This is a genomic window from Pseudomonas sp. ICBG1301 (genome assembly GCF_016918385.1).
In the GTDB taxonomy this organism is placed as follows: Bacteria; Pseudomonadota; Gammaproteobacteria; order Pseudomonadales; family Pseudomonadaceae; genus Aquipseudomonas; species Aquipseudomonas palleroniana.
Genome location: NZ_JAEKGB010000004.1, coordinates 509300 through 531076, shown reverse-complemented (window position 1 = coordinate 531076; position 21777 = coordinate 509300). Strand labels below are relative to the sequence as shown.

Annotated in this window: 27 protein-coding genes; 17 read left to right on the top strand and 10 right to left on the bottom strand. The window is 61.1% G+C overall.

Annotated features, from left to right (window positions below; genetic code table 11):
- The first annotated feature begins 14 nt into the window (after positions 1 to 14).
- The 6 genes from JBE38_RS12550 to JBE38_RS12525 all read left to right on the top strand — a co-directional run bounded on the left by JBE38_RS12550 (position 15) and on the right by JBE38_RS12525 (position 4870).
- Positions 15 to 920, top strand: coding sequence for an energy transducer TonB (locus JBE38_RS12550; protein ID WP_060753455.1), 906 nt, complete (start codon positions 15 to 17; stop codon positions 918 to 920).
- Between the two features lie 67 nt (positions 921 to 987).
- Entirely contained in the window at positions 988 to 1557 is a 570-nt protein-coding gene (locus tag JBE38_RS12545; protein WP_060753456.1) for a YqgE/AlgH family protein, read from the top strand.
- Positions 1557 to 1994, top strand: a complete 438-nt coding sequence (ruvX, locus tag JBE38_RS12540) for a Holliday junction resolvase RuvX (RefSeq protein ID WP_003195067.1) — start codon at positions 1557 to 1559, stop codon at positions 1992 to 1994. The genes JBE38_RS12545 and ruvX overlap by 1 nt, the downstream gene beginning before the upstream one ends.
- Positions 1995 to 2066: 72 nt before the next feature.
- A complete protein-coding gene (pyrR, locus tag JBE38_RS12535; RefSeq protein WP_060753457.1) occupies positions 2067 to 2573 on the top strand; it encodes a bifunctional pyr operon transcriptional regulator/uracil phosphoribosyltransferase PyrR in 507 nt (168 codons plus the stop codon).
- A gap of 24 nt (positions 2574 to 2597) precedes the next feature.
- Positions 2598 to 3602: an aspartate carbamoyltransferase catalytic subunit gene (locus JBE38_RS12530; RefSeq protein ID WP_205344386.1), complete on the top strand. Its 1005-nt coding sequence runs from the start codon at positions 2598 to 2600 to the stop codon at positions 3600 to 3602.
- The gene (locus JBE38_RS12525) at positions 3599 to 4870 is read left to right on the top strand and encodes a dihydroorotase (RefSeq protein ID WP_104994927.1); all 1272 of its coding nucleotides are present in this window, start codon (positions 3599 to 3601) and stop codon (positions 4868 to 4870) included. The genes JBE38_RS12530 and JBE38_RS12525 overlap by 4 nt, the downstream gene beginning before the upstream one ends.
- A 131-nt stretch (positions 4871 to 5001) precedes the next feature.
- On the opposite strand, the gene JBE38_RS12520 is transcribed toward JBE38_RS12525, so the two are convergent.
- Positions 5002 to 5430, bottom strand: coding sequence for an NINE protein (locus tag JBE38_RS12520; protein WP_060753460.1), 429 nt, complete (start codon positions 5428 to 5430; stop codon positions 5002 to 5004).
- Positions 5431 to 5680: 250 nt separating this feature from the next.
- Here JBE38_RS12520 and JBE38_RS12515 point away from each other — a divergent pair, with 250 nt between their 5' ends.
- Positions 5681 to 6316, top strand: a complete 636-nt coding sequence (locus JBE38_RS12515; RefSeq protein WP_060753461.1) for a C40 family peptidase — start codon at positions 5681 to 5683, stop codon at positions 6314 to 6316.
- A gap of 137 nt (positions 6317 to 6453) precedes the next feature.
- Here the strand turns inward: JBE38_RS12515 and JBE38_RS12510 are convergent, their stop codons facing one another.
- On the bottom strand, positions 6454 to 7485 hold the full coding sequence (locus JBE38_RS12510) for a type IV pilus twitching motility protein PilT (RefSeq protein WP_205344385.1): 1032 nt from the start codon (positions 7483 to 7485) through the stop codon (positions 6454 to 6456).
- 57 nt (positions 7486 to 7542) lie between these two features.
- Between JBE38_RS12510 and JBE38_RS12505 the strand changes: the two genes are divergently transcribed.
- The 9 genes from JBE38_RS12505 to JBE38_RS12465 all read left to right on the top strand — a co-directional run bounded on the left by JBE38_RS12505 (position 7543) and on the right by JBE38_RS12465 (position 14243).
- On the top strand, positions 7543 to 8229 hold the full coding sequence (locus JBE38_RS12505; protein WP_205344384.1) for a YggS family pyridoxal phosphate-dependent enzyme: 687 nt from the start codon (positions 7543 to 7545) through the stop codon (positions 8227 to 8229).
- A gap of 33 nt (positions 8230 to 8262) precedes the next feature.
- The gene (gene proC / locus JBE38_RS12500) at positions 8263 to 9081 is read left to right on the top strand and encodes a pyrroline-5-carboxylate reductase (RefSeq protein WP_090368224.1); all 819 of its coding nucleotides are present in this window, start codon (positions 8263 to 8265) and stop codon (positions 9079 to 9081) included.
- Between the two features lie 25 nt (positions 9082 to 9106).
- Positions 9107 to 9694: a YggT family protein gene (locus JBE38_RS12495; protein WP_060753465.1), complete on the top strand. Its 588-nt coding sequence runs from the start codon at positions 9107 to 9109 to the stop codon at positions 9692 to 9694.
- 190 nt (positions 9695 to 9884) lie between these two features.
- A complete protein-coding gene (gene metX / locus JBE38_RS12490) occupies positions 9885 to 11024 on the top strand; it encodes a homoserine O-succinyltransferase MetX (RefSeq protein WP_090368222.1) in 1140 nt (379 codons plus the stop codon).
- Between the two features lie 7 nt (positions 11025 to 11031).
- A complete protein-coding gene (gene metW, locus JBE38_RS12485; protein ID WP_060753467.1) occupies positions 11032 to 11652 on the top strand; it encodes a methionine biosynthesis protein MetW in 621 nt (206 codons plus the stop codon).
- Between the two features lie 21 nt (positions 11653 to 11673).
- The gene (locus JBE38_RS12480; protein ID WP_090368220.1) at positions 11674 to 12108 is read left to right on the top strand and encodes a DUF4426 domain-containing protein; all 435 of its coding nucleotides are present in this window, start codon (positions 11674 to 11676) and stop codon (positions 12106 to 12108) included.
- Entirely contained in the window at positions 12105 to 12701 is a 597-nt protein-coding gene (rdgB, locus tag JBE38_RS12475; RefSeq protein WP_060753469.1) for an RdgB/HAM1 family non-canonical purine NTP pyrophosphatase, read from the top strand. Before JBE38_RS12480 ends, rdgB begins: the two co-directional genes overlap by 4 nt.
- Positions 12698 to 13900 carry a radical SAM family heme chaperone HemW gene (gene hemW / locus JBE38_RS12470; RefSeq protein WP_090368218.1) on the top strand — a complete coding sequence of 401 codons (1203 nt, stop codon included), beginning with the start codon at positions 12698 to 12700 and terminating at the stop codon, positions 13898 to 13900. The genes rdgB and hemW overlap by 4 nt, the downstream gene beginning before the upstream one ends.
- A gap of 19 nt (positions 13901 to 13919) precedes the next feature.
- Positions 13920 to 14243, top strand: coding sequence for a DUF3392 domain-containing protein (locus JBE38_RS12465; RefSeq protein ID WP_016972961.1), 324 nt, complete (start codon positions 13920 to 13922; stop codon positions 14241 to 14243).
- Positions 14244 to 14318: 75 nt separating this feature from the next.
- Here the strand turns inward: JBE38_RS12465 and trmB are convergent, their stop codons facing one another.
- From trmB to JBE38_RS12445, 4 genes are all read right to left on the bottom strand, one after another.
- Positions 14319 to 15044: a tRNA (guanosine(46)-N7)-methyltransferase TrmB gene (trmB, locus tag JBE38_RS12460; RefSeq protein ID WP_060753471.1), complete on the bottom strand. Its 726-nt coding sequence runs from the start codon at positions 15042 to 15044 to the stop codon at positions 14319 to 14321.
- Between the two features lie 9 nt (positions 15045 to 15053).
- A complete protein-coding gene (locus JBE38_RS12455; RefSeq protein ID WP_090368216.1) occupies positions 15054 to 15848 on the bottom strand; it encodes a thiazole synthase in 795 nt (264 codons plus the stop codon).
- Between the two features lie 65 nt (positions 15849 to 15913).
- Complete coding sequence (gene thiS / locus JBE38_RS12450; RefSeq protein WP_031320180.1) at positions 15914 to 16114, bottom strand: sulfur carrier protein ThiS; 201 nt, start codon at positions 16112 to 16114, stop codon at positions 15914 to 15916.
- 71 nt (positions 16115 to 16185) lie between these two features.
- Positions 16186 to 16566 carry a DUF423 domain-containing protein gene (locus tag JBE38_RS12445; protein WP_090368212.1) on the bottom strand — a complete coding sequence of 127 codons (381 nt, stop codon included), beginning with the start codon at positions 16564 to 16566 and terminating at the stop codon, positions 16186 to 16188.
- Positions 16567 to 16640: 74 nt separating this feature from the next.
- On the opposite strand from JBE38_RS12445, the gene mtgA reads away from it, so the two are divergent.
- The gene (mtgA, locus tag JBE38_RS12440; RefSeq protein WP_205344383.1) at positions 16641 to 17363 is read left to right on the top strand and encodes a monofunctional biosynthetic peptidoglycan transglycosylase; all 723 of its coding nucleotides are present in this window, start codon (positions 16641 to 16643) and stop codon (positions 17361 to 17363) included.
- Between the two features lie 124 nt (positions 17364 to 17487).
- On the opposite strand, the gene rpoH is transcribed toward mtgA, so the two are convergent.
- From rpoH to ftsY, 4 genes are all read right to left on the bottom strand, one after another.
- Positions 17488 to 18342 (bottom strand): RNA polymerase sigma factor RpoH, encoded by an 855-nt coding sequence (gene rpoH, locus JBE38_RS12435; RefSeq protein ID WP_060753475.1) that lies wholly within the window; start codon positions 18340 to 18342, stop codon positions 17488 to 17490.
- Between the two features lie 129 nt (positions 18343 to 18471).
- Positions 18472 to 19497, bottom strand: coding sequence for a permease-like cell division protein FtsX (gene ftsX, locus JBE38_RS12430; RefSeq protein ID WP_205344382.1), 1026 nt, complete (start codon positions 19495 to 19497; stop codon positions 18472 to 18474).
- Entirely contained in the window at positions 19494 to 20165 is a 672-nt protein-coding gene (gene ftsE / locus JBE38_RS12425; protein ID WP_003176700.1) for a cell division ATP-binding protein FtsE, read from the bottom strand. The genes ftsX and ftsE overlap by 4 nt, the downstream gene beginning before the upstream one ends.
- Positions 20162 to 21565 carry a signal recognition particle-docking protein FtsY gene (gene ftsY / locus JBE38_RS12420; RefSeq protein ID WP_090368206.1) on the bottom strand — a complete coding sequence of 468 codons (1404 nt, stop codon included), beginning with the start codon at positions 21563 to 21565 and terminating at the stop codon, positions 20162 to 20164. The genes ftsE and ftsY overlap by 4 nt, the downstream gene beginning before the upstream one ends.
- Positions 21566 to 21777 lie beyond the last annotated feature (212 nt).

Genomic DNA, 21777 nt, shown 5'->3' with positions numbered 1-21777 from the left:
TTGGTTTTCTTGCCATGACCCTCCCGTCCAATCTGCCCCCCGAACTCTCCCACAGCGGCGTGCGCCCGGCTGATCGGCTCGGATTTACCCTGTTCCTCGCGGCACTGGTCCACCTCGCATTGCTCCTCGGCCTGGGTTTCACTTTCGCCGAACCCAAGCAGATCACCAAGACCCTGGAGATCACCCTCGCCACGTTCAAGAGCGAGAAAAAGCCCGAGAAAGCAGACTTTCTGGCACAGGAAAACCAGCAAGGCAGCGGCACCCTGGACAAGAAAGCGGTGCCCAAGACCACCGAAGTGGCGCCATTCCAGGACAACAAGGTCAATAAAGTCACCCCACCGCCGACGCCCAAGCCCGAGGTCAAGCAAGCCACGCCCAAACCTGCCGTGACCACCGTCGCACCCAAACCGCAAAAAGCCCCGGCCCAGCGCGAGAAGACCAAGACCGAGCCGCAACCCGAGCCGGTGAAACCGGCGCCGACTTTCGACAGCTCGCAGCTCTCCGACCAGATTTCCAGCCTGGAGGCGGAGCTGGCCAACGAACAACAACTTTATGCCAAGCGCCCACGCATCTATCGCTTGAACGCTGCCTCGACCATGCGCGACAAGGGTGCCTGGTATAAGGACGAGTGGCGCAAGAAGGTCGAACGCATCGGCAACCTCAATTACCCGGATGAGGCACGGCGCCAGCAGATCTACGGCAATCTTCGCTTGCTGGTGTCGATCAACCGCGACGGCACGCTCTATGAAGTGCAAGTGCTGGAGTCGTCCGGCCAGCCCCTGCTCGACCAGGCCGCCCAGCGCATCGTGCGCCTGGCAGCGCCCTTTGCGCCGTTCAGCGGTGACTTGAACGACGTGGACCGCCTGGAAATCATCCGCACCTGGAAGTTTGCCCGGGGTGATCGGTTGTCCAGCAATTGATGACAATTGCCATTTGCCGCACATCCCCAGCTTGTCAGTTAGCCCCTCCAACGCCACACTAGTGGACATGAAAAACGTCAACCCGACCTACCTCAAGCACCAATTCCTGATCGCCATGCCCCATATGGCCGACCCGAACTTTGCGCAGACCCTGACCTATATCGTCGAGCACACCGCCAAGGGTGCCATGGGGTTGGTGGTGAACCGCCCGCAAGAGCTGAACCTGGCCGACATCCTCGAGCAACTGCGACCGGAGGTTGACCCACCGGCCCGCTGCCAGGGCGTACCGATCTACATCGGCGGGCCGGTACAAACCGATCGCGGTTTTGTGCTGCACCCCACCGGGCCGAAGTTCCAGGCCACGGTCGACCTGGAAGGTGTGTCGTTGTCCACGTCCCAGGATGTGCTGTTCGCCATTGCCGACGGCGTTGGCCCTGAGCAAAGCGTGATCACCCTCGGTTACGCCGGCTGGGAGGCCGGGCAACTGGAGGCGGAACTGGCCAGTAACGCCTGGCTGACCTGCCCCTTCGATGCCGACATTCTGTTCAACACCGCCAGTGAACTGCGCCTGGAAGCGGCCGCCGCCAAGCTGCGCGTCAACCTCAACCTGCTGACCAGCCAGGCGGGGCACGCCTGATGGCTTTGCGTCTGATCCTCGGTTTTGACTACGGCACCAAACAGATCGGCGTAGCGGTCGGCCAGGTGATTACCGGCCAGGCCCGCGAGCTGTGTACCTTGAAAGCCCAGAACGGCGTGCCGGACTGGAACCAGGTCGAAGCCCTGATCAAGGAGTGGAAACCCGACGCCGTCGTGGTCGGCCTGCCCTTGAACATGGACGGTACCCCCAGCGACATGTGCCTGCGCGCCGAAAAGTTCGCCCGCCGCCTCAATGGGCGCTACAACCTGCCCTTCTATACCCATGATGAACGCCTCACCACCTTTGAAGCCAAGGGCGAGCGCCGCGACCGTGGCGGCCAGAAAGGCAGCTACCGCGACAACCCCGTGGACGCTATTGCCGCCGCCCTGTTGCTGCAGGGTTGGCTGGACGAAAACACCGCTTTATTTGAATCCTGACTGACGCGGCTTGCCGCGTCTTTTTACGTTTGAGCCCGGATCTTGCCAGCGCGAGACCTAGAAGGAGCACCCATGAGCCTGCCCAATCCCGCCGACCTGATCAGCCAGATGGCGACGCGCCTTACGGCCCATCTGCAACACCGCGGCATCAGCGAACCGCGCTTCATCGGCATCCGCACCGGCGGTGTCTGGGTGGCTCAAGCCTTGCTGGAAGCGCTGGGCAGCGAGTCGCCGCTCGGCACTCTGGACGTGTCCTTCTACCGCGACGACTTCAGCCAGAACGGCCTGCACCCGCAAGTACGCCCTTCGGCCCTGCCGTTCGAGATTGAAGGCCAGCACCTGGTGTTGATCGACGACGTACTGATGAGCGGACGCACCATCCGTGCCGCCATGAACGAATTGTTCGACTACGGTCGCCCAGCCAGCGTGACGCTGGTGTGCCTGCTGGACCTGGATGCTGGCGAATTGCCGATCAGCCCGGATGTGGTCGGTGCCACACTGTCGCTGCAGGCCCACCAGCGGGTAAAATTGTCCGGTCCCACGCCGCTCGAACTCGAACTGCAAGACCTCGCCCTTTAAACCGCCTTGTAAAGAGTCCCCGCGATGACGCCTCTAGATGCCAAGCGCCCGCTGCAGCTCAATGCTCAGGGTCAGTTGCAACACTTCTTGTCCCTCGACGGTTTGCCCCGCGAACTGCTCACCGAAATCCTCGACACGGCCGACTCGTTCCTCGAAGTCGGTGGCCGGGCGGTGAAGAAGGTCCCGCTGCTGCGCGGCAAGACGATCTGTAATGTGTTCTTCGAGAACTCCACCCGCACCCGCACCACCTTTGAACTGGCCGCCCAACGGCTGTCGGCCGACGTGATCACGCTGAACGTGTCCACCTCGTCGGCGAGCAAGGGCGAAACCCTGCTCGACACCCTGCGTAACCTGGAAGCCATGGCCGCCGACATGTTCGTGGTCCGCCACGGCGACTCCGGCGCCGCGCACTTCATCGCCGAGCACGTATGCCCGCAGGTGGCGATCATCAATGGCGGCGACGGCCGTCATGCCCACCCGACACAGGGCATGCTCGACATGCTGACCATTCGTCGGCACAAGGGCAGCTTTGAAAACCTCTCGGTGGCCATCGTCGGCGACATCCTGCACTCGCGGGTTGCACGCTCGAACATGCTCGCCCTGAAAGCCCTGGGCTGCCCGGACATCCGTGTGATCGCCCCGAAAACCCTGCTGCCCATCGGCATCGAGCAATACGGCGTGAAGGTCTATACCGACATGACCGAAGGGCTCAAGGATGTAGATGTGGTGATCATGCTGCGCCTGCAACGCGAGCGCATGGCTGGTGGCCTGCTGCCCAGCGAAGGCGAGTTCTACCGCCTGTTCGGCCTGACCACTACGCGCCTGGCCGGCGCCAAGCCGGATGCCATAGTGATGCACCCAGGCCCGATCAACCGTGGCGTGGAGATTGAGTCGGCGGTGGCCGACGGTGCGCAGTCGGTGATCTTGAACCAGGTGACCTACGGCATCGCGGTCCGCATGGCGGTACTGTCCATGGCCATGAGCGGGCAAACCGCGCAACGTCAATTCGAGCAGGAGAACGCCCAGTGAAGCTCAGCATTCTCGGCGCCCGTGTCATCGATCCGGCCAGTGGCCTGGATCAAGTTGTCGATCTTCACCTGGAAGCCGGCAAGATCATCGCCATCGGTGCCGCGCCCAGCGGTTTCAGCGCCCACGAGACCATCGACGCCAAGGGCCTGGTGGCCGCTCCGGGCCTTGTGGACCTGAACGTCGCCCTGCGTGAACCGGGCTACAGCCGCAAAGGCAACATCACCAGCGAAACCCGCGCCGCCGCCGCCGGTGGCGTGACCAGCCTGTGCTGCCCGCCGAATACCAAGCCGGTACTGGATACCTCGGCCGTGACCGAGTTGATCCTCGACCGCGCCCGCGAAGCCGGCAATTGCAAAGTGTTCCCTGTCGGCGCCTTGAGCAAGGGCCTGGACGGTGAGCAACTCGCCGAGCTGATCGCCCTGCGCGACGCCGGTTGCGTGGCCTTCGGCAATGGGCTGGAAAGCTTTCGCAGCACCCGCACGCTGTTACGCGCCCTGGAATACGCGGCCACATTCGACCTGACGGTGGTCTTCCACTCCCAGGACCACGACCTGGCCGAAGGCGGCCTGGCCCATGAAGGCGCCGTCGCCAGCTTCCTCGGTTTGCCGGGCATCCCGGAGACCGCCGAAACCGTCGCCCTGGCCCGCGACCTGCTGCTGGTGGAACAAAGCGGCGTACGCGCACACTTCAGCCAACTGACCAGCGCCCGGGGCGTCGCCTTGATCGCGCAGGCCCAGGCCCGTGGCTTGCCGGTGACGGCGGATGTGGCGCTGTATCAACTGATCCTGACGGATGAGGCGCTGATCGACTTCTCCAGCCTGTATCACGTGCAGCCGCCACTGCGCACCCGTGCCGACCGTGAAGGTTTGCGGGCGGCGGTGAAGTCCGGCGTGGTGTCGGCGATCTCCAGCCATCACCAACCCCATGAGCGCGATGCCAAACTGGCACCCTTCGGCGCGACAGAGCCGGGCATCAGCAGCGTCGAGTTGCTGCTGCCACTGGCCATGACGTTAGTCGATGAAGGTTTGCTCGATTTGCCGACATTGCTGGCACGCCTGAGCACAGGCCCGGCCCAGGCGCTGCGCTTGCCGGTAGGCAAGTTGGCGGTGGGGGCTGCGGCGGATCTGGTGCTGTTTGACACAGGCAGTTCCACGGTAGCCGGGGAACACTGGCTGTCCAAGGGCGAAAACTGCCCGTTCATCGGCCATAGCCTGCCGGCGACGGTGCGTTACACCCTGGTGGATGGGCGGATCACCTACCCGATTTAATCGTTCACACCTCAAGTGTGGGAGGGGGCTTGCTCCCGATTGCAGTGGGTCAGCTACAGAAAAACTGGCTGATCCACCGCTATCGGGAGCAAGCCCCCTCCCACATTTGGATCTCGCTATGGATAGCAAGCTCAACGGCCGCTAATGCGCTCGGCATTGCGGATGGAAATCTGGGTATTCAACGTCCAGAAGTCATACAACACCCCCACAAGGAACAAACCGCCGGTCAGCAGGTAGATCAGGCCGGTGATCCATTTGCCCTGGTACATGCGGTGCAAACCAAACACCCCCAGGAATGCCAGCAGTACCCAGGCCACGTTGTATTCGATGGGCCCAGCGGTAAAACGCAGGTCGGCTTCACGGTCCATGGCCGGGATCAGGAACAAGTCGATCAGCCAGCCGATACCCAGCAGGCCGAAGGTGAAAAACCAGATCGTACCGGTGACCGGTTTGCCGTAATAGAAGCGATGGGCACCGGTAAAACCGAAAATCCAGAGCAGGTAACCAATCACCTTGCTGTGGGTGTCTTGCTGCGAAACATCCTGTCGATAGGTGTTCATGAAGTACCTCTTTTGCCTCGATAGATAAATTTTTTCACTTTCTTTGTGACTTTTTTACGGGCGCCCGACGTACGGCAAATGGTATCTTCCTTCCCCTCAAAGCCTTGTACCGCCTGACTTGTGTAGGACAATTGCGATAAAACGTCGCGCTTTTCCTGTATTTGACCCCAAGGTTCAGTCGACAAACGGCCTGAGAACGGCACAAAAAGCTGTTATAAAGTTGCGCGCAAACCTATATGAGCCACGCCTAATGCGACCATTTTTCAAGACATGGCTAACCATTTGCCTATTAATGCCACTGGCCGCCCACGCCACCAATCGTGAGCAACGACTTCCGAACGTCAACGGTTTCACCCCTAAAGTCCACAGCACACCCAGCACTGCCAAGTCGGTAAAGCTGACCGTCAACCGCCCGACTCAAGTGAGCAAGGCCCACGGTAAAACGCTTCATACCCAACTGGCCGCGAACGGCAAGCAAAGCAGCACCGTGCTCAGCCGCGCCGTCAACGTGCTGGGTACTCCTTATCGTTGGGGCGGAAGCAGCCCAAGTAAAGGGTTCGACTGCAGTGGTTTGGTGAAATATGCATTTAATGACGTCAAAGCGGTGGATTTACCACGCACCTCCAACGCCATGGCTGCCGGCCACGGGCTGAAGGTAGATCGCAAGGACCTGAAACCGGGCGACCTGTTGTTCTTCAAACTCAAGAGCCGCCAGGTCAACCACGTCGCCATCTACCTGGGCAACGACCGCTTCATCCACGCACCGCGTCGTGGCAAGTCGGTCAGCATCGACACGCTGAAAAAACCGTTCTGGGACAAGAACTACGTGATCGCCAAGCGGGTCCTGCCTAAAGAGCAGAACAACCTGCGCGTGGTACAACGCTGATCTCAGGCTGAAATGCAGTAAATGTAGGAGGGGGCTTGCTCCCGAAAGCGGTAGATCTGTCAAACATGTGTTGACTGACACTCTGCTATCGGGAGCAAGCCCCCTCTCACATTTTGGCTTTCACTGGCCCCCAGAAGCTATATGTCTGTGGGAACCCTCGCCAGCTCCCGCGCAGCCTCCCGGCTGACCAGCCCCTCGCTCACCAGCGCCTTCAAGCTCATATCCAACGTCTTCATCCCCAATGTCCCACCGGTCTGGATCGCTGAAACCATCTGCGCACCCTTGTCCTCGCGGATCAGGTTACGAATGGCCGGCGTGCCCAGCATGATCTCGTGAGCCGCTACCCGCCCGCCGCCGATCTTCTTGACCAGCGCCTGGGACACCACGGCCTGCAAAGACTCCGACAGCATCGAACGCACCATGGCCTTTTCCCCCGCCGGGAATACATCCACCAGCCTGTCCACGGTTTTCGCCGCGGACGCGGTGTGCAGGGTGCCCAGGACCAGGTGCCCGGTCTCGGCCGCCGTCAGCGCGAGGCGGATGGTTTCCAGGTCGCGCAGCTCTCCCACCAGAATCACATCCGGGTCTTCGCGCAACGCCGAACGCAGGGCCGCCGAGAAGCTGTGGGTATCACGGTGCACCTGCCGCTGGTTGATCAACGCCGATTTGGGTTTGTGGATAAATTCGATAGGGTCTTCGAGGGTGAGGATGTGCTGGCGCCGATGCTGGTTGAGGTGGTCGATCATCGCCGCCAGTGTCGTGGACTTGCCCGACCCGGTCGGCCCGGTCACCAGTACCAGCCCACGAGGCAATTGGGCGATACGCTGGAACACCTCCCCGAGGCCCAGGCTTTCCAGGCTTCGCACCTGAGCAATGGTACGAAACACCGCCCCCATGCCGCGATCGTGTCGGAACACATTGGCCCGGAAGCGCGCCACGCCAGGCAATTCAAATGCAAAATCCGTTTCAAGAGATGTTTCGAAATCCTTTTGTTGGTGTTGATTGAGCAAAGGGCTCAATAAGTCCGCAACTTGCGGTGGCGAAAGTACCGACCCCTCCAGGGGCCAGACTTCGCCATCGATGCGCAGCATCGGCGCCAGACCGGCGGACAAATGCAGGTCGGAGGCGCCACGGCGCACGCTGGCCGTGAGCAATTGCGTGATATCCATAGGGCTTTCCATTTCCAGTAGAATGCCGCGGACTCCATATCCACGGGTGCATCTTGAATGTCGACGATAGCAGACAACATTGGCTTGGTTAGCGAGCGGATCCGTGCCGCGGCCCATGCCGTGCAACGTGATGAACACAGCATCCATCTGCTGGCCGTGAGCAAGACCAAACCCGCGCAAGCCGTGCGCGAAGCCTTTGCCGCCGGAATGCGCGACTTTGGCGAAAACTACCTGCAGGAAGCCTTGGGCAAACAGGCCGAATTAACCGACCTGCCCTTGAGTTGGCACTTCATCGGCCCCATTCAATCGAACAAGACTCGCTCGATCGCCGAGAACTTCGCCTGGGTGCATTCCGTGGACCGCTTGAAAATCGCACAACGCCTGTCCGAACAACGCCCGGCCGACCTGCCGCCGCTGAACATTTGCATCCAGGTCAACGTCAGTGGCGAAGCCAGCAAGTCCGGCTGCACGCCCGCCGACCTGCCGGCCCTGGCCCATGCCATCAGCGCCCTGCCACGCTTGAAGCTGCGCGGGTTGATGGCGATCCCCGAGCCGACTGAAGACCGCGCGGCGCAAGATGCGGCGTTCGCAACGGTCAGAGACCTGCAAGCGAGCTTGAACCTCCCGCTCGACACACTTTCGATGGGCATGAGCCATGACCTTGAGTCGGCGATCGCCCAAGGCGCCACCTGGGTGCGGATCGGTACCGCCCTGTTTGGCGCCCGCGACTACGGCCAGCCGTGAAATGGCTGACTTCTCTCTGAATAAGGACCTGTCATGAGCAACACGCGTATTGCCTTTATCGGCGCCGGCAACATGGCGGCCAGCCTGATCGGCGGCCTGCGGGCCAAGGGCCTGCAAGCCCAGCAGATCCGTGCCAGCGACCCCGGTGCCGAAACCCGTGCCCGCGTCAGCGCCGAGCACGGTATCGAAACGTTCGCCGACAACGCCGAAGCCATCCAGGGCGTCGACGTGATTGTGCTAGCGGTCAAGCCGCAAGCCATGAAGGCCGTGTGCGAAAGCCTGCGCCCGAGCCTGCAACCGCAGCAACTGGTGGTGTCGATAGCTGCCGGCATCACGTGCGCCAGCATGAGCCAATGGCTCGGCGCCCAGCCGATTGTGCGCTGCATGCCCAACACCCCGGCGCTGCTGCGCCAGGGCGTGAGCGGCCTGTATGCAACTTCCAGCGTCAGCGCCGAACAACGCGACCAGGCCCAGGAGCTGCTGTCCGCCGTGGGTAGCGCCCTGTGGCTGGAACAGGAGCAGCAGTTGGATGCCGTCACCGCCGTCTCCGGCAGCGGCCCGGCGTACTTCTTCCTGCTGATCGAGGCCATGACCGCCGCCGGCGTCAAGCTGGGCCTGTCCCACGAAGTAGCTGAACAACTGGCCGAGCAAACCGCGCTGGGGGCCGCGCACATGGCCGTCGGCAGCGAGGTGGATGCCGCCGAGCTGCGCCGTCGCGTAACCTCCCCAGGCGGAACCACGCAGGCCGCCATCGAATCCTTCCAGGCCGGGGGCTTTGAAGCCCTGGTGGAAAAAGCACTGGGTGCCGCGGCGCATCGTTCGGCTGAAATGGCCGAACAGCTGGGCAAATAGTCGTCCCCTTCATTAGGAAACCAACATGCTCGGAATCAATGACGCTGCCATTTTCATCATCCAGACCCTGGGCAGCCTGTACCTGCTGATCGTGCTGATGCGTTTTATCCTGCAACTGGTGCGGGCGAACTTCTACAACCCGCTGTGCCAGTTCGTGGTGAAGGCCACCCAACCGCTGCTCAAGCCACTGCGCCGGGTGATCCCGAGCATGTTCGGCCTGGACATGTCTTCGTTGGTGCTGGCGCTGCTGCTGCAGATCCTGCTGTTCGCCGTGATCCTGCTGCTCAACGGCTACCAGGCCAACACGGTGTTGTTGTTGCCGTGGGGCCTGATCGGCATTTTCTCGCTGTTTTTGAAGATCCTCTTCTGGTCGATGATCATCAGCGTGATCCTGTCGTGGGTCGCACCTGGCAGCCGCAGCCCGGGCGCCGAATTGGTGTACCAGATCACCGAGCCGGTGCTGGCGCCCTTCCGCCGCTTGATCCCTAACCTGGGCGGCCTGGATATCTCGCCGATCTTCGCGTTTATCGCGATCCAGCTCCTGCAAAGCTGGGTGATTCCACGCCTGGCTTACTACGCGTTCATGCCCAAGGAACTGTTCGGCCTGATCTGACACGCAACGATCGTTCCCACGCTCCGCGTGGGAACGCAGCACTGGACGCTCCGCGTCCCGAAGCGTGACGCAGAGCATCACAAAAGGCATTCCCACGCAGAGCGTGGGAACGATCCGCCGGGAAGGGTTTGCTTGCCGCTGGGTGCAGCGCTCTTTAGACTTACGCCTCATTTAAACGAGAGCAGGGTCGATGCCAGCTGCCTTTCCCCCCGATTCCGTTGGACTGGTCGTACCCCAAGTGGCGCACTTCAGCGAGCCGCTGGCCCTGGCCTGTGGCCGCTCGCTGCCCGCCTACGACCTGATCTACGAAACCTACGGCCAACTGAACGCCACGGCGAGCAATGCCGTGCTGATCTGTCACGCCCTGTCCGGCCATCACCACGCGGCGGGCTTCCACGCTGCCGATGATCGCAAGCCCGGCTGGTGGGACAGTTGCATCGGCCCCGGCAAGCCCATCGACACCAACAAGTTTTACGTGGTCAGCCTGAACAACCTCGGCGGCTGCAACGGTTCTACCGGCCCGAGCAGTATCAACCCGGAAACCGGAAAACCCTTCGGTGCCGACTTCCCGGTATTGACCGTGGAAGACTGGGTACACAGCCAGGCTCGCCTTGCCGACCTGCTGGGCATCGGCCAATGGGCTGCGGTGATCGGCGGCAGCCTGGGCGGAATGCAGGCCCTGCAATGGACCATCACCTACCCGGATCGCGTGCGCCATTGCCTGGCCATTGCCTCGGCGCCAAAACTCTCGGCACAGAACATCGCCTTCAACGAAGTCGCGCGCCAGGCCATCCTCACCGACCCCGAGTTCCACGGCGGTTCATTCCAGGAAGCCGGTGTGATCCCCAAGCGCGGCCTGATGCTGGCGCGGATGGTGGGGCATATCACCTACCTGTCCGATGACTCCATGGGCGAGAAATTCGGTCGCGGCCTCAAGAGCGAGAAGCTCAACTACGACTTCCACAGCGTCGAGTTCCAGGTGGAAAGCTACCTGCGTTATCAGGGCGAGGAGTTCTCGGGGCGTTTCGACGCCAACACCTACTTGCTGATGACCAAGGCCCTGGACTACTTCGACCCGGCGGCCAACCACGACGACGACCTGGCGAAAACCTTCGAAAATGCCACGGCCAAGTTCTGCGTGATGTCATTCACCACCGACTGGCGCTTCTCGCCGGCCCGCTCCCGCGAGCTGGTGGACGCGCTGATGGCGGCACGCAAGGACGTCTGCTACCTGGAGATTGACGCTCCGCAAGGCCACGACGCCTTCCTGATCCCGATCCCGCGTTACTTGCAGGCGTTCGGCAACTACATGAACCGTATTACTGTATGAGAACGCCATGAGAGCTGACCTGGAAATCATCCAAGACTGGATACCCGCCGGCAGCCGCGTGCTCGACCTGGGCTGCGGCGACGGCGAACTGCTGAGCTGGCTGCGTGACAACAAGCAAGTCACCGGCTATGGCCTGGAAAACGACCCGGACAACATCGCCCAGTGCGTGGCCAAGGGCATCAACGTGATCGAGCAGGACCTGGACAAGGGCCTGGGCAATTTTGCCAGCAACAGCTTCGATATCGTGGTGATGACCCAAGCCCTGCAGGCGGTGCACTACCCGGACCGCATCCTCGACGAAATGCTGCGCGTGGGCCGCCAGTGCATCATCACTTTCCCCAACTTCGGCCACTGGCGCTGCCGCTGGTACCTGGCGACCAAGGGCCGCATGCCGGTCTCGGACTTCCTGCCGTACACGTGGTACAACACGCCCAACATCCACTTCTGCACCTTCGAAGACTTCGAAGCCCTGTGCGGCGAGCGTGAAGCCAAGGTGATCAACCGCCTTGCCGTCGATCAACAGCACCGCCACGGTTGGGCGAGTAAGCTGTGGCCGAACCTGTTGGGAGAAATCGGGATTTACCGGGTCAGTAGTCCTGGCCTGGCCGACCATAAGATTGCCGTCTAATCATTTTCCAGAGGGACGCACATGAGCCGTTTGGCTGTTGTTCTATTGACCGCACTGCTTGGCGTCAACGCCATGGCCGCCGACGTTATCGACCCTAATCGCACGAAGGAATTCGGCGATATCACCGTGCGCTACAACACCTTCACCTCCAGCTTCCTGCAGCCGGAAACCGCCCAGGCAGTGGGCGTAGTGCGCAGCAAGAACAAGGGCTTGATCAACGTGTCGGTGTTCAAGGGCGTGACGCCCGTGGCGGCGCAAGTGACCGGCACCATCAAGGACTCGCTCGGCAAGAGCGAAGTACTGACCTTCAAGCAGATCACCGAAAAAGGCGTAACCAACTACCTCGCGCCCTACTCGGTGCCGCAGCAGGAATTCAAGACCTTCACCATCAATGTTGAAACCGGCGGCAAGGCCCACGGTTTCAGTTTTGTCCAAGAACTTTTCCCGGCCGAATGATGAACCTCACCCAACTCGTACTGGCCAGCCATAACGCCGGCAAGCTCAAAGAACTGCAAGCCATGCTCGGTGGCTCCGTGCAGCTGCGCTCGATCGGCGAATTCAGCCAGGTCGAGCCGGAAGAAACCGGCCTGTCGTTCGTCGAAAATGCCATCCTCAAGGCGCGCAATGCCGCACGCCTCTCCGGCCTTCCGGCGCTGGCCGATGACTCGGGCCTGGCGGTGGACTTCCTGGGCGGCGCCCCTGGCATCTACTCGGCGCGTTATGCCGATGGCAAGGGCGACGCGGCCAATAATGCCAAGCTGCTGGACGCGCTCAAGGATGTGCCGGACGCCATGCGTGGCGCGCAGTTTGTGTGCGTACTGGCGCTGGTGCGACACGCCGACGACCCGCTGCCGATCCTCTGCGAAGGGTTGTGGCACGGGCGTATCCTGCACGCGCCCAGCGGTGAACACGGCTTTGGCTATGACCCGCTGTTCTGGGTACCGGAGCGCAATGTCTCCAGCGCCGAACTGAGCCCGGCCGACAAGAACCAGATCAGCCACCGCGCCCGCGCAATGGATTTGCTGCGCCAACGCCTGGGCCTGAAATGACTCAAAACACCTCCGCGCAGCCGCTGATTCACGGCGGCGCGCGAACACCACGGGCGGCCCTGCCCCACTTGCCGCCCCTGGCGCTGTACATCCACATTCCGTGGTGCGTGCGCAAATGCCCTTATTGTGACTTCAACTCCCACACCGCCAGCAGCGTGCTGCCGGAAGAGGAGTATGTGGATGCCTTGCTGGCCGACCTCGATCAGGACCTGCATGCGGTGTATGGCCGCGAGCTGAGTTCGATCTTCTTTGGTGGCGGCACGCCCAGCCTGTTCAGCGCCGCCGCGTTGGGGCGCTTGCTCGAAGGCGTGCAAGCGCGCATTCGGTTTGCCGACGACATCGAGATCACCCTGGAGGCCAACCCAGGGACTTTCGAGCAAGAAAAATTTGTCGCGTACCGCAAGCTGGGGATCAACCGGCTGTCCATCGGCATCCAGAGCTTCCAGCAGGCGAAGCTCGAAGCCCTGGGGCGTATCCACAATGGCGATGAAGCCGTACGGGCTGCCGATATGGCGCGTCAGGCGGGCTTTGATAACTTCAACCTGGACTTGATGCACGGCCTGCCCGATCAGTCCCTGGACGACGCCCTGAGCGACCTGCGCCAGGCCATTGCGCTCAAGCCTACGCACCTGTCCTGGTACCAACTGACCCTGGAGCCCAACACCGTATTCTGGAACCAGCCACCTGCGCTGCCGGAAGACGACACGCTGTGGGACATCCAGGAAGCCGGCCAGGCGCTGCTTGCTGAACATGGCTACCGGCAATATGAAGTGTCGGCCTATGCCCAGGCGGGTCGCCCGGCGCGGCATAACCTGAACTACTGGAGCTTTGGTGACTTTATCGGCATCGGCGCCGGCGCCCACGGCAAGCTCAGCCACCCGGACGGGCGTATTGTGCGCACCTGGAAGACGCGAGCGCCGAAGGACTACCTCAACCCGGCCAAAAGCTTCCAGGCTGGAGCCAAAGAGCTGACGAACGAGGAACTGCCGTTCGAGTTCCTGATGAACGCCTTGCGCCTCACCGAAGGTGTCGAAGCCAGACTCTATGCCGAACGCACCGGCCTTGACCTGGCAAGCCTCGACGAAGGCCGCCGCGAGGCAGAACAAAGTGGCTTAATGCAGGTCGAACCGTCACGCCTGGCGGCGACCGACCGCGGGCAACTTTTTCTCAATGACCTGTTGCAGAAGTTTTTGAGCTGATCGCTCTTAAGGAAATCACATGGATTTGGTACTCGACCTGCTCGCCACCGTGTCCCGCTGGAGCCGTAGCAACCTGTCGGAAATCTCCCTGGCCCTCGTGGGCTGTTTGCTGGTGCTGTTCGGCGCCGACATCAAGGGTTGGGTCGAAGCGCGCCTGGGCAGCATTGCTGGCGCTTTGCGCGTACCGCTGATGGCGCTGGTGTGCATGATCGGCAGCGGCGCGGCGCTGATCTATGCCACGCCGTGGATTGTGCGGGGGTTGAGCCAGTTCAATAACTACAGCCTGGCACCGGTGCTGGTGGTCGTGCTGGTGTTGATTGGCGTTGTCGCAGACCGCCGCTAATTCCAAGCACACTGCAAAAACAAATGTGGGAGCAAGCTCCCACATTTTTTACCGCATTTCAAAACTGCAGCCGGGTCAGGCCAGTTTCTCGAACTTCAAATCCCACACCCCATGCCCCAATCGCTCGCCGCGGCGTTCGAACTTGGTGATCGGACGCTCGGCCGGGCGTGGCACGCACTTGCCGTCTTCGGCCAGGTTGCGGTAGCCGGGCGCGACGTTCATCACTTCCAGCATGTATTCGGCATACGGCTCCCAGTCGGTCGCCATGTGCAGGATACCGCCCACTTTCAGCTTGCTGCGTACCAGTTCCGCGAAGGAAGCCTGGACGATGCGACGCTTGTGGTGACGAGCCTTGTGCCACGGGTCAGGGAAGAACAGCATCAGGCGATCGAGGCTGTTGTCGGCGATGCAGCGGTTGAGCACTTCAATCGCGTCGCAGTCATAGACTCGCAGGTTGGTCAGGCCCTGGGTCAATACGCCATTAAGCAGCGCGCCGACACCCGGACGGTGTACTTCCACACCGATGAAATCCTGTTCCGGCGAAGCGGCGGCCATTTCCAGCAAGGAGTGACCCATGCCGAAGCCGATTTCCAGGGAACGCGGGGCCGAACGGCCGAACACTTGGTCGTAATCCACCGGCGCGTCAGCCAGTGGCAATACGAACAGCGGCGTGCCCTGCTCCAGGCCCTTTTGCTGGCCTTCGGTCATGCGACCGGCGCGCATCACAAAACTCTTGATACGGCGGTGCTTGGACTCGTCACCTTCTTCCACGGTGTTTGGCGTTTCGTTTGATTCAGTCATCAATAGCTCTTACTTGATCAGACCATCCAGCGGCGAGGAGGCGCTGGCGTAGAGTTTTTTCGGCATGCGGCCGGCGAGATACGCCAGGCGACCCGCGACGATGGCATGTTGCATGGCTTGAGCCATCATGACCGGTTGCTGGGCATGGGCGATGGCCGAGTTCATCAGCACCGCGTCGCAGCCCAGTTCCATGGCGATGGTGGCGTCGGAGGCAGTCCCCACGCCCGCATCCACCAATACCGGGATATTGGCTTCTTCAAGGATGATCTGCAGGTTGTACGGATTGCAGATACCCAGGCCGGAACCGATCAGACCGGCCAGCGGCATCACGGCGATGCAGCCGATGTCTGCCAGTTGGCGCGCGATGATCGGGTCATCGCTGGTGTAGACCATCACGTCGAAACCTTCCTTGACCAGGGTTTCAGCGGCCTTGAGGGTTTCGATCACGTTGGGGAACAGGGTTTTCTGGTCGGCCAGTACTTCCAGTTTCACCAGGTTATGGCCGTCGAGCAGCTCACGGGCCAGGCGGCAAGTACGCACGGCTTCAATGGCGTCGTAGCAACCGGCGGTGTTCGGCAGGAAGGTGTAGCGATCCGGCGACAACACGTCGAGCAGGTTCGGCTCGCCTTCGATCTGGCCCAGGTTGGTGCGGCGCACGGCAAACGTGACGATCTCGGCGCCCGAGGCTTCGATGGCCAGACGGGTTTCTTCCATGTCGCGGTACTTGCCGGTACCGACCAGCAGACGGGACTGGTAAGTACGACCGGCCAGAACGAAGGGCTTGTCGCTACGAACGATGCTCATGGGAAATCCTCGAAATGGGGTGAGGTTCTGCAGAATGCGGGTTGGCGCGATTGAGCGCCTGACGGCTAGCCGCCGCCGATGGCGTGGACCACTTCGACCTGGTCACCTTCGGTGAGCGCGGTCTCGGCGTGCTGGCTACGCGGGACGATATCCAGGTTGAGCTCCACTGCGACGCGACGCCCGGTCAGGTCCAGGCGGGTCAGCAGGGCCGCAACGGTTTCACCGTCGGGCAGTTCAAAGGATTCGCCGTTCAACAGAATGCGCATGCCACGGGCCGTCATCGTTTTTAGGGGCCAGCATTCTAGCGCGATTGAGACCTCAAGGTCAGCTCCAAGCGTCAAGCGGTCAGTTGCAAGCGCCACGCGGCCAAGCCAAGGAAGAACCATCCGAGCAGAAACGCCAGCCCGCCAAATGGCGTGATGATCCCCAGTTTGCTGATCCCGGTCAGGGTCAGTACATACAGGCTGCCGGAGAACAGCAGGATGCCGACGGTAAATGAGAGCCCCGCCCAAGTCACCAATCGGCCCGGGATATGCGCAGCCAGCAACGCCACGCCGAACAGCGCCAGGGCATGCACCAACTGATAGGTCACGCCGGTATGGAAGATCGCCAGGTACTCGGCGCTCAGGCGGTTTTTCAGGCCGTGGGCGGCGAAAGCCCCCAGGGCGACCCCGGTAAAGCCGAAAAAGGCAGCCAGCATCAGAAAGCTACGCAGCATGAGGAACTCCAGTCAGACTCAAAGGGCCGGGTCTGTATAATGGCCCGCTCAACGGGTTCGGCCAAGCCATCTCTATGCTGCGTTTCCTCTTCAAGCGTTTCCTCACAGTCGTGAAATGGTTTGCCATCGGCAGTGTATTGCTGGTGCTGCTGTTGCGTGTCGTGCCGCCACCGTTCACGGCGCTGATGGTGGAGCGCAAGATCGAATCCTGGATTGATGGCGAGCCGATTGACCTGCAGCGCACCTGGGTGCCGTGGGATGAGATCTCCGATGAACTGAAAGTGGCGGTGATGGCCGGTGAAGACCAGCGCTTCCCGCAACACTGGGGCTTTGATTTCGGCGCGATCCAGGCGGCGATTCTGCATAACGAGCGCGGCGGCTCCATTCGCGGTGCCAGTACCCTGAGCCAGCAGGTCTCCAAGAACCTGTTCCTGTGGGCCGGCCGCAGCTATTTCCGCAAGGGCCTGGAAGCCTGGTTCACTGGGCTGATCGAGGTGTTGTGGCCCAAGCAGCGGATTCTTGAGGTGTACCTCAACAGCGTGGAATGGGATGAAGGGGTATTTGGTGCGCAAGCGGCAGCAGAGCATCACTTTGGAGTGAGTGCCAAGGCGCTTTCTCGCCAGCAGGCCAGTTATCTGGCTGCAGTGCTGCCCAACCCACGAGTATGGAGTGCAAGTCATCCAACAGCCTATGTGGCAAGACGGGCAGCTTGGATTCGCCAGCAAATGAGCCAGCTGGGTGGGGATGGTTACCTGGCTGAGCTGAACAACTCCAGAAAAGCCCCCTGGTCCGACTGACACAACGCAGAAACAACTGTGGGAGGGGGCTTGCTCCCGATTGCTGTGCGTCAGTCACAGATGAACTGGCAGAAACACAGCTATCGGGAGCAAGCCCCCTCCCACATTTTGACCAGGCCGCGCTTTAAGCAGCGATGGACAACTTCAGCTTGTTCATCGCGCTTTTCTCAAGCTGGCGAATCCGCTCGGCCGACACGTTGTACTTCTGCGCCAGGTCGTGCAGCGTGGCTTTTTCTTCCGCCAGCCAACGCTGGTAGAGGATGTCACGGCTGCGGTCGTCCAACACTTCCAGCGCTTCGTGCAGGTTGTGGTTGGAGTTGTCGCTCCAGTCGGCGTCTTCCAGTTGACGGGCCGGGTCATACCGGTGGTCTTCCAGATAGTTGGCCGGCGACTGGAAGGCGCTGTCGTCGTCCGCTTCGGCGGCCGGGTCGAAGGCCATGTCATGGCCGGTCAGGCGGCTTTCCATCTCGCGCACTTCACGTGGCTCCACGCCGAGGCTTTCGGCCACGCGGTGGACTTCTTCATTGTTCAACCATGCCAGGCGTTTCTTCTGGCTGCGCAGGTTGAAGAACAGCTTGCGCTGGGCCTTGGTGGTCGCGACTTTCACGATGCGCCAGTTGCGCAGGATGAACTCGTGGATTTCCGCCTTGATCCAGTGCACGGCAAACGACACCAGGCGCACACCCATTTCCGGGTTGAAGCGCTTTACAGCCTTCATCAGGCCAACGTTGCCTTCCTGGATCAGGTCAGCCTGGGCCAGACCGTAGCCGCTGTAGCTACGGGCGATATGTACGACAAACCGCAGGTGGGCGAGCACCATCTGCCGAGCCGCCTCCAGATCCTGCTCATAGTAGAGACTCTCGGCCAGTTCACGCTCCTGCTCGGGCGTCAGCAATGGAATGCTGTTCACCGTGTGCACATAGGCCTCCAGGTTCGCACCCGGGACCAAGGCATAAGCAGGTTGCAAAGAAGTGGTCATACGAAAAAACCTCCGACTCACATAACTCGTGCAATTAAGCACTGCGAAAATTGACCGGGAACCGTAGGACAAGTTCCCTAAACCACCCATACGGTCAATACAAACGAAACCACATTAATCTGACATTAACTACTTCGGTGCCAGCTCGCGTAAATGACGAGCGACCGCAATCCACGCACCGATATACCCCAACAAGACAGCGCCAAGCAAGAGACTCAGACCATCGGCCACCGGCACGCCGGCCAAGGCAAAATCGCTGCCGTACAACCCGGCAAGCCCGACAACCGCGTCGTTCAGCCAGTCAAGGCCAAACGCCAGCACGCCCCAGGACAAAATCCCTGCACCAAAGCCATAAAGCGCGCCCATGTACAGAAAAGGACGACGCACATAGCTGTCTGTGCCGCCGACCAGTTTAATCACTTCTATCTCGGTGCGACGGTTTTCAATATGAAGACGAATGGTATTACCTATCACCAAAAGTAATGCAGACACCAACAGCACCGTCAGGCCGAATACAAAGCGGTCACCCAGCTTGAGGATCGCGGCCAGGCGCTCCACCCAGACTAGATCAAGCTGCGCCTGTTGCACCTTGGGCATCTCTGCGAGTTTTTGTCGCAGGGCTTCCAGGGCCGGCTTGTCGACTTCATTGGGCGTCACCAGCACCACACCCGGCAGCGGGTTCTGCGGCAACTCCTTGAGTGCCTCGCCCAGCCCGGATTGTTGCTGGAATTCCTCAAGGGCCTGGTCACGGCTTATGTATTCAGCATCGGCGACACCCGGCAATTGCTTGATGTCATCGCGCAGGTCCTCGCCATCTTTGGCACTGGCGTCGATGTTCAGGTACAGGGAAATCTGTGCCGCACGCTGCCAGGAGCCACCCAGGCGCTCCACATTATTGAGCAGCAGCGACAACCCCATCGGCAGGCTCAATGCCACTGCCATCACCAGACAGGTGAAGAAACTGCCGATCGGCTGCTTGCCCAGGCGGCGCAGACTGTCGAGCAAGCTGGCACGATGGCTTTCGATCCAGGCGTGCAGCAGGGTGCCGAAGTCCGGGCCCTCATCATCGTCGCGTTTTTTCTTCTTCTGCGGTTGTGGGTCAGCCGCTTTCGGCGCCACGCGCTCGGAAACTTTAGGGCTACGTGTTGCACTCATACACCCGCCTCCCCGTCACCGATCAGGCGGCCACGCTGCAAGGTCAGCATGCGGTGACGCATGCGGGCGATCAGTGCCAGGTCGTGGCTGGCAATCAGCACGCTGGTGCCCAGACGATTGATGTCTTCGAACACGCCCATGATCTCGGCCGCAAGGCGCGGGTCGAGGTTACCGGTAGGTTCGTCCGCCAGCAGCAAGGCCGGGCGGTGGACGATGGCGCGGGCAATGCCGACGCGTTGTTGCTGGCCGGTGGACAGGTCGCCAGGATAAAGATCGGTCTTGTCCGACAACGCGACACGCTCCAGGGCCGAGTCCACGCGCTTGATGATCTCGGCCTTGGACAGCCCGAGGATCTGCAACGGCAGCGCGACGTTATTGAACACCGTGCGATCGAACAACAATTGGTGGTTCTGGAACACCACGCCGATCTGGCGACGCAGGAACGGAATCTGCGCATTGCTGATGGTTGCCAGGTCTTGCCCGGCCAACAGCAGTTTGCCGGTGGTAGGGCGCTCCATGGCCAAGAGCAGGCGCAACAAGGTGCTCTTGCCGGCGCCGGAATGGCCGGTGACAAACAGAAATTCGCCGCGACGCACTCGAAAGCTCAGCTCATGCAAGCCCACATGCCCGTTGGCATAGCGTTTACCGACCTGTTCGAATCGAATCATGAACGCTCCCGTTCGGCAAACAGTGCCTGTACAAAGGGTTCGGCTTCAAAGGTGCGCAGGTCGTCGATGCCTTCACCGACGCCGATGTAGCGAATCGGCAACCCGAACTGTTTTGCCAAGGCGAAGATCACGCCACCTTTGGCCGTGCCGTCGAGCTTAGTCAATGCCAGGCCGGTCAGTTGCACCGTCTGGTTGAATTGCTTGGCCTGGCTGATGGCGTTCTGGCCAGTACCCGCGTCGAGCACCAGCAATACTTCGTGTGGCGCATCGGCGTCGAGCTTGCCGATCACGCGGCGCACTTTCTTCAACTCTTCCATCAGATTGTCTTTGGTGTGCAGGCGACCGGCGGTATCGGCGATCAACACATCGATGTTGCGCGCCTTGGCGGCCTGCACGGCGTCGAAGATCACCGAAGCAGAGTCGGCACCGGTATGCTGGGCGATCACCGGGATCCTGTTGCGCTCACCCCACACCTGCAGCTGTTCAACAGCAGCGGCGCGGAAGGTGTCACCGGCCGCCAGCATGACTTTCTTGCCTTCCGACTGGAGTTTTTTCGCCAGTTTGCCGATGGTGGTGGTCTTGCCCGCACCGTTGACACCCACAACCAGGATCACGAATGGTTTGTTCGGCGTGATCACCAGCGGCGCTTCCACGGGCTTGAGCATCGCGGCCAGTTCGGCCTGCAGGGATTTGTAGAGGGCGTCGGCGTCGGTCAACTGCTTGCGCGCCACCTTCTGGGTCAGGCTCTGGATGATCACCGCAGTGGCTTCGACGCCCACGTCGGCGGTCAGCAAACGGGTTTCGATGTCTTCCAGCAGTTCGTCATCGATGACCTTCTTGCCCAGGAACAGGCTGGCCATACCTTCGCCGATGCTTGCGCTGGTCTTGCTCAGGCCCTGCTTGAGGCGAGCGAAGAAGCCGGTTTTGCTGGCTTCGGTGACGGCGGCGACAACCGGCTCTGGCTCTGGCTCCGGCTCGATCACGACCGTAGCAACCGGCTCCAATGCCGGCGGCGCTTCGACCACTACCGTTACGGGCTCAATGACGGCAGGAATGGGCGGCGTGACATGTTCGGCCTGCACATCCTCAACCAGTGCCACGGGCTCTTCGGCCACCGGCAACTGTGGCCACGGCGTATGTATCGGGCTGGACTCGGGCTCCGGCTCAGGCGCGGCCTCGACCACCGGCTGCAACACCGGTTCAGCCATCGGCAACACCACCGGCGCCGGAGTTTCGGCAACCGGTTCGGCCGCAACTACTGGGGGCTCTGGAATCGGCTCAGGTTGAACCTGCGGCTGTTCGACGACGGGTTCCTGCGGCTTTTTGCGCAGCCATCCGAACAGGCCTTTTTTCTCGCCAGCCGCAGCTGGGCTCTTCTTGTCGTCGTTGGAACCAAACATGGAGGACGGCTATCTCAAAGTAGCGATGCGCCAGGGCGCTTCGGTAAATAAATTCAATGCAGAACAGACTGCTTTAAAGCTCGCTTGTTCATGCGCAACATTTTCAGGGCATAAATAAAGACCCTGACAAATCGATTCAATATAGGACTGAAGCGATAACATCGGCGAAAAGTGGAAGATCGTCGGGGAAACCCACGCTCTATTCCAAGATT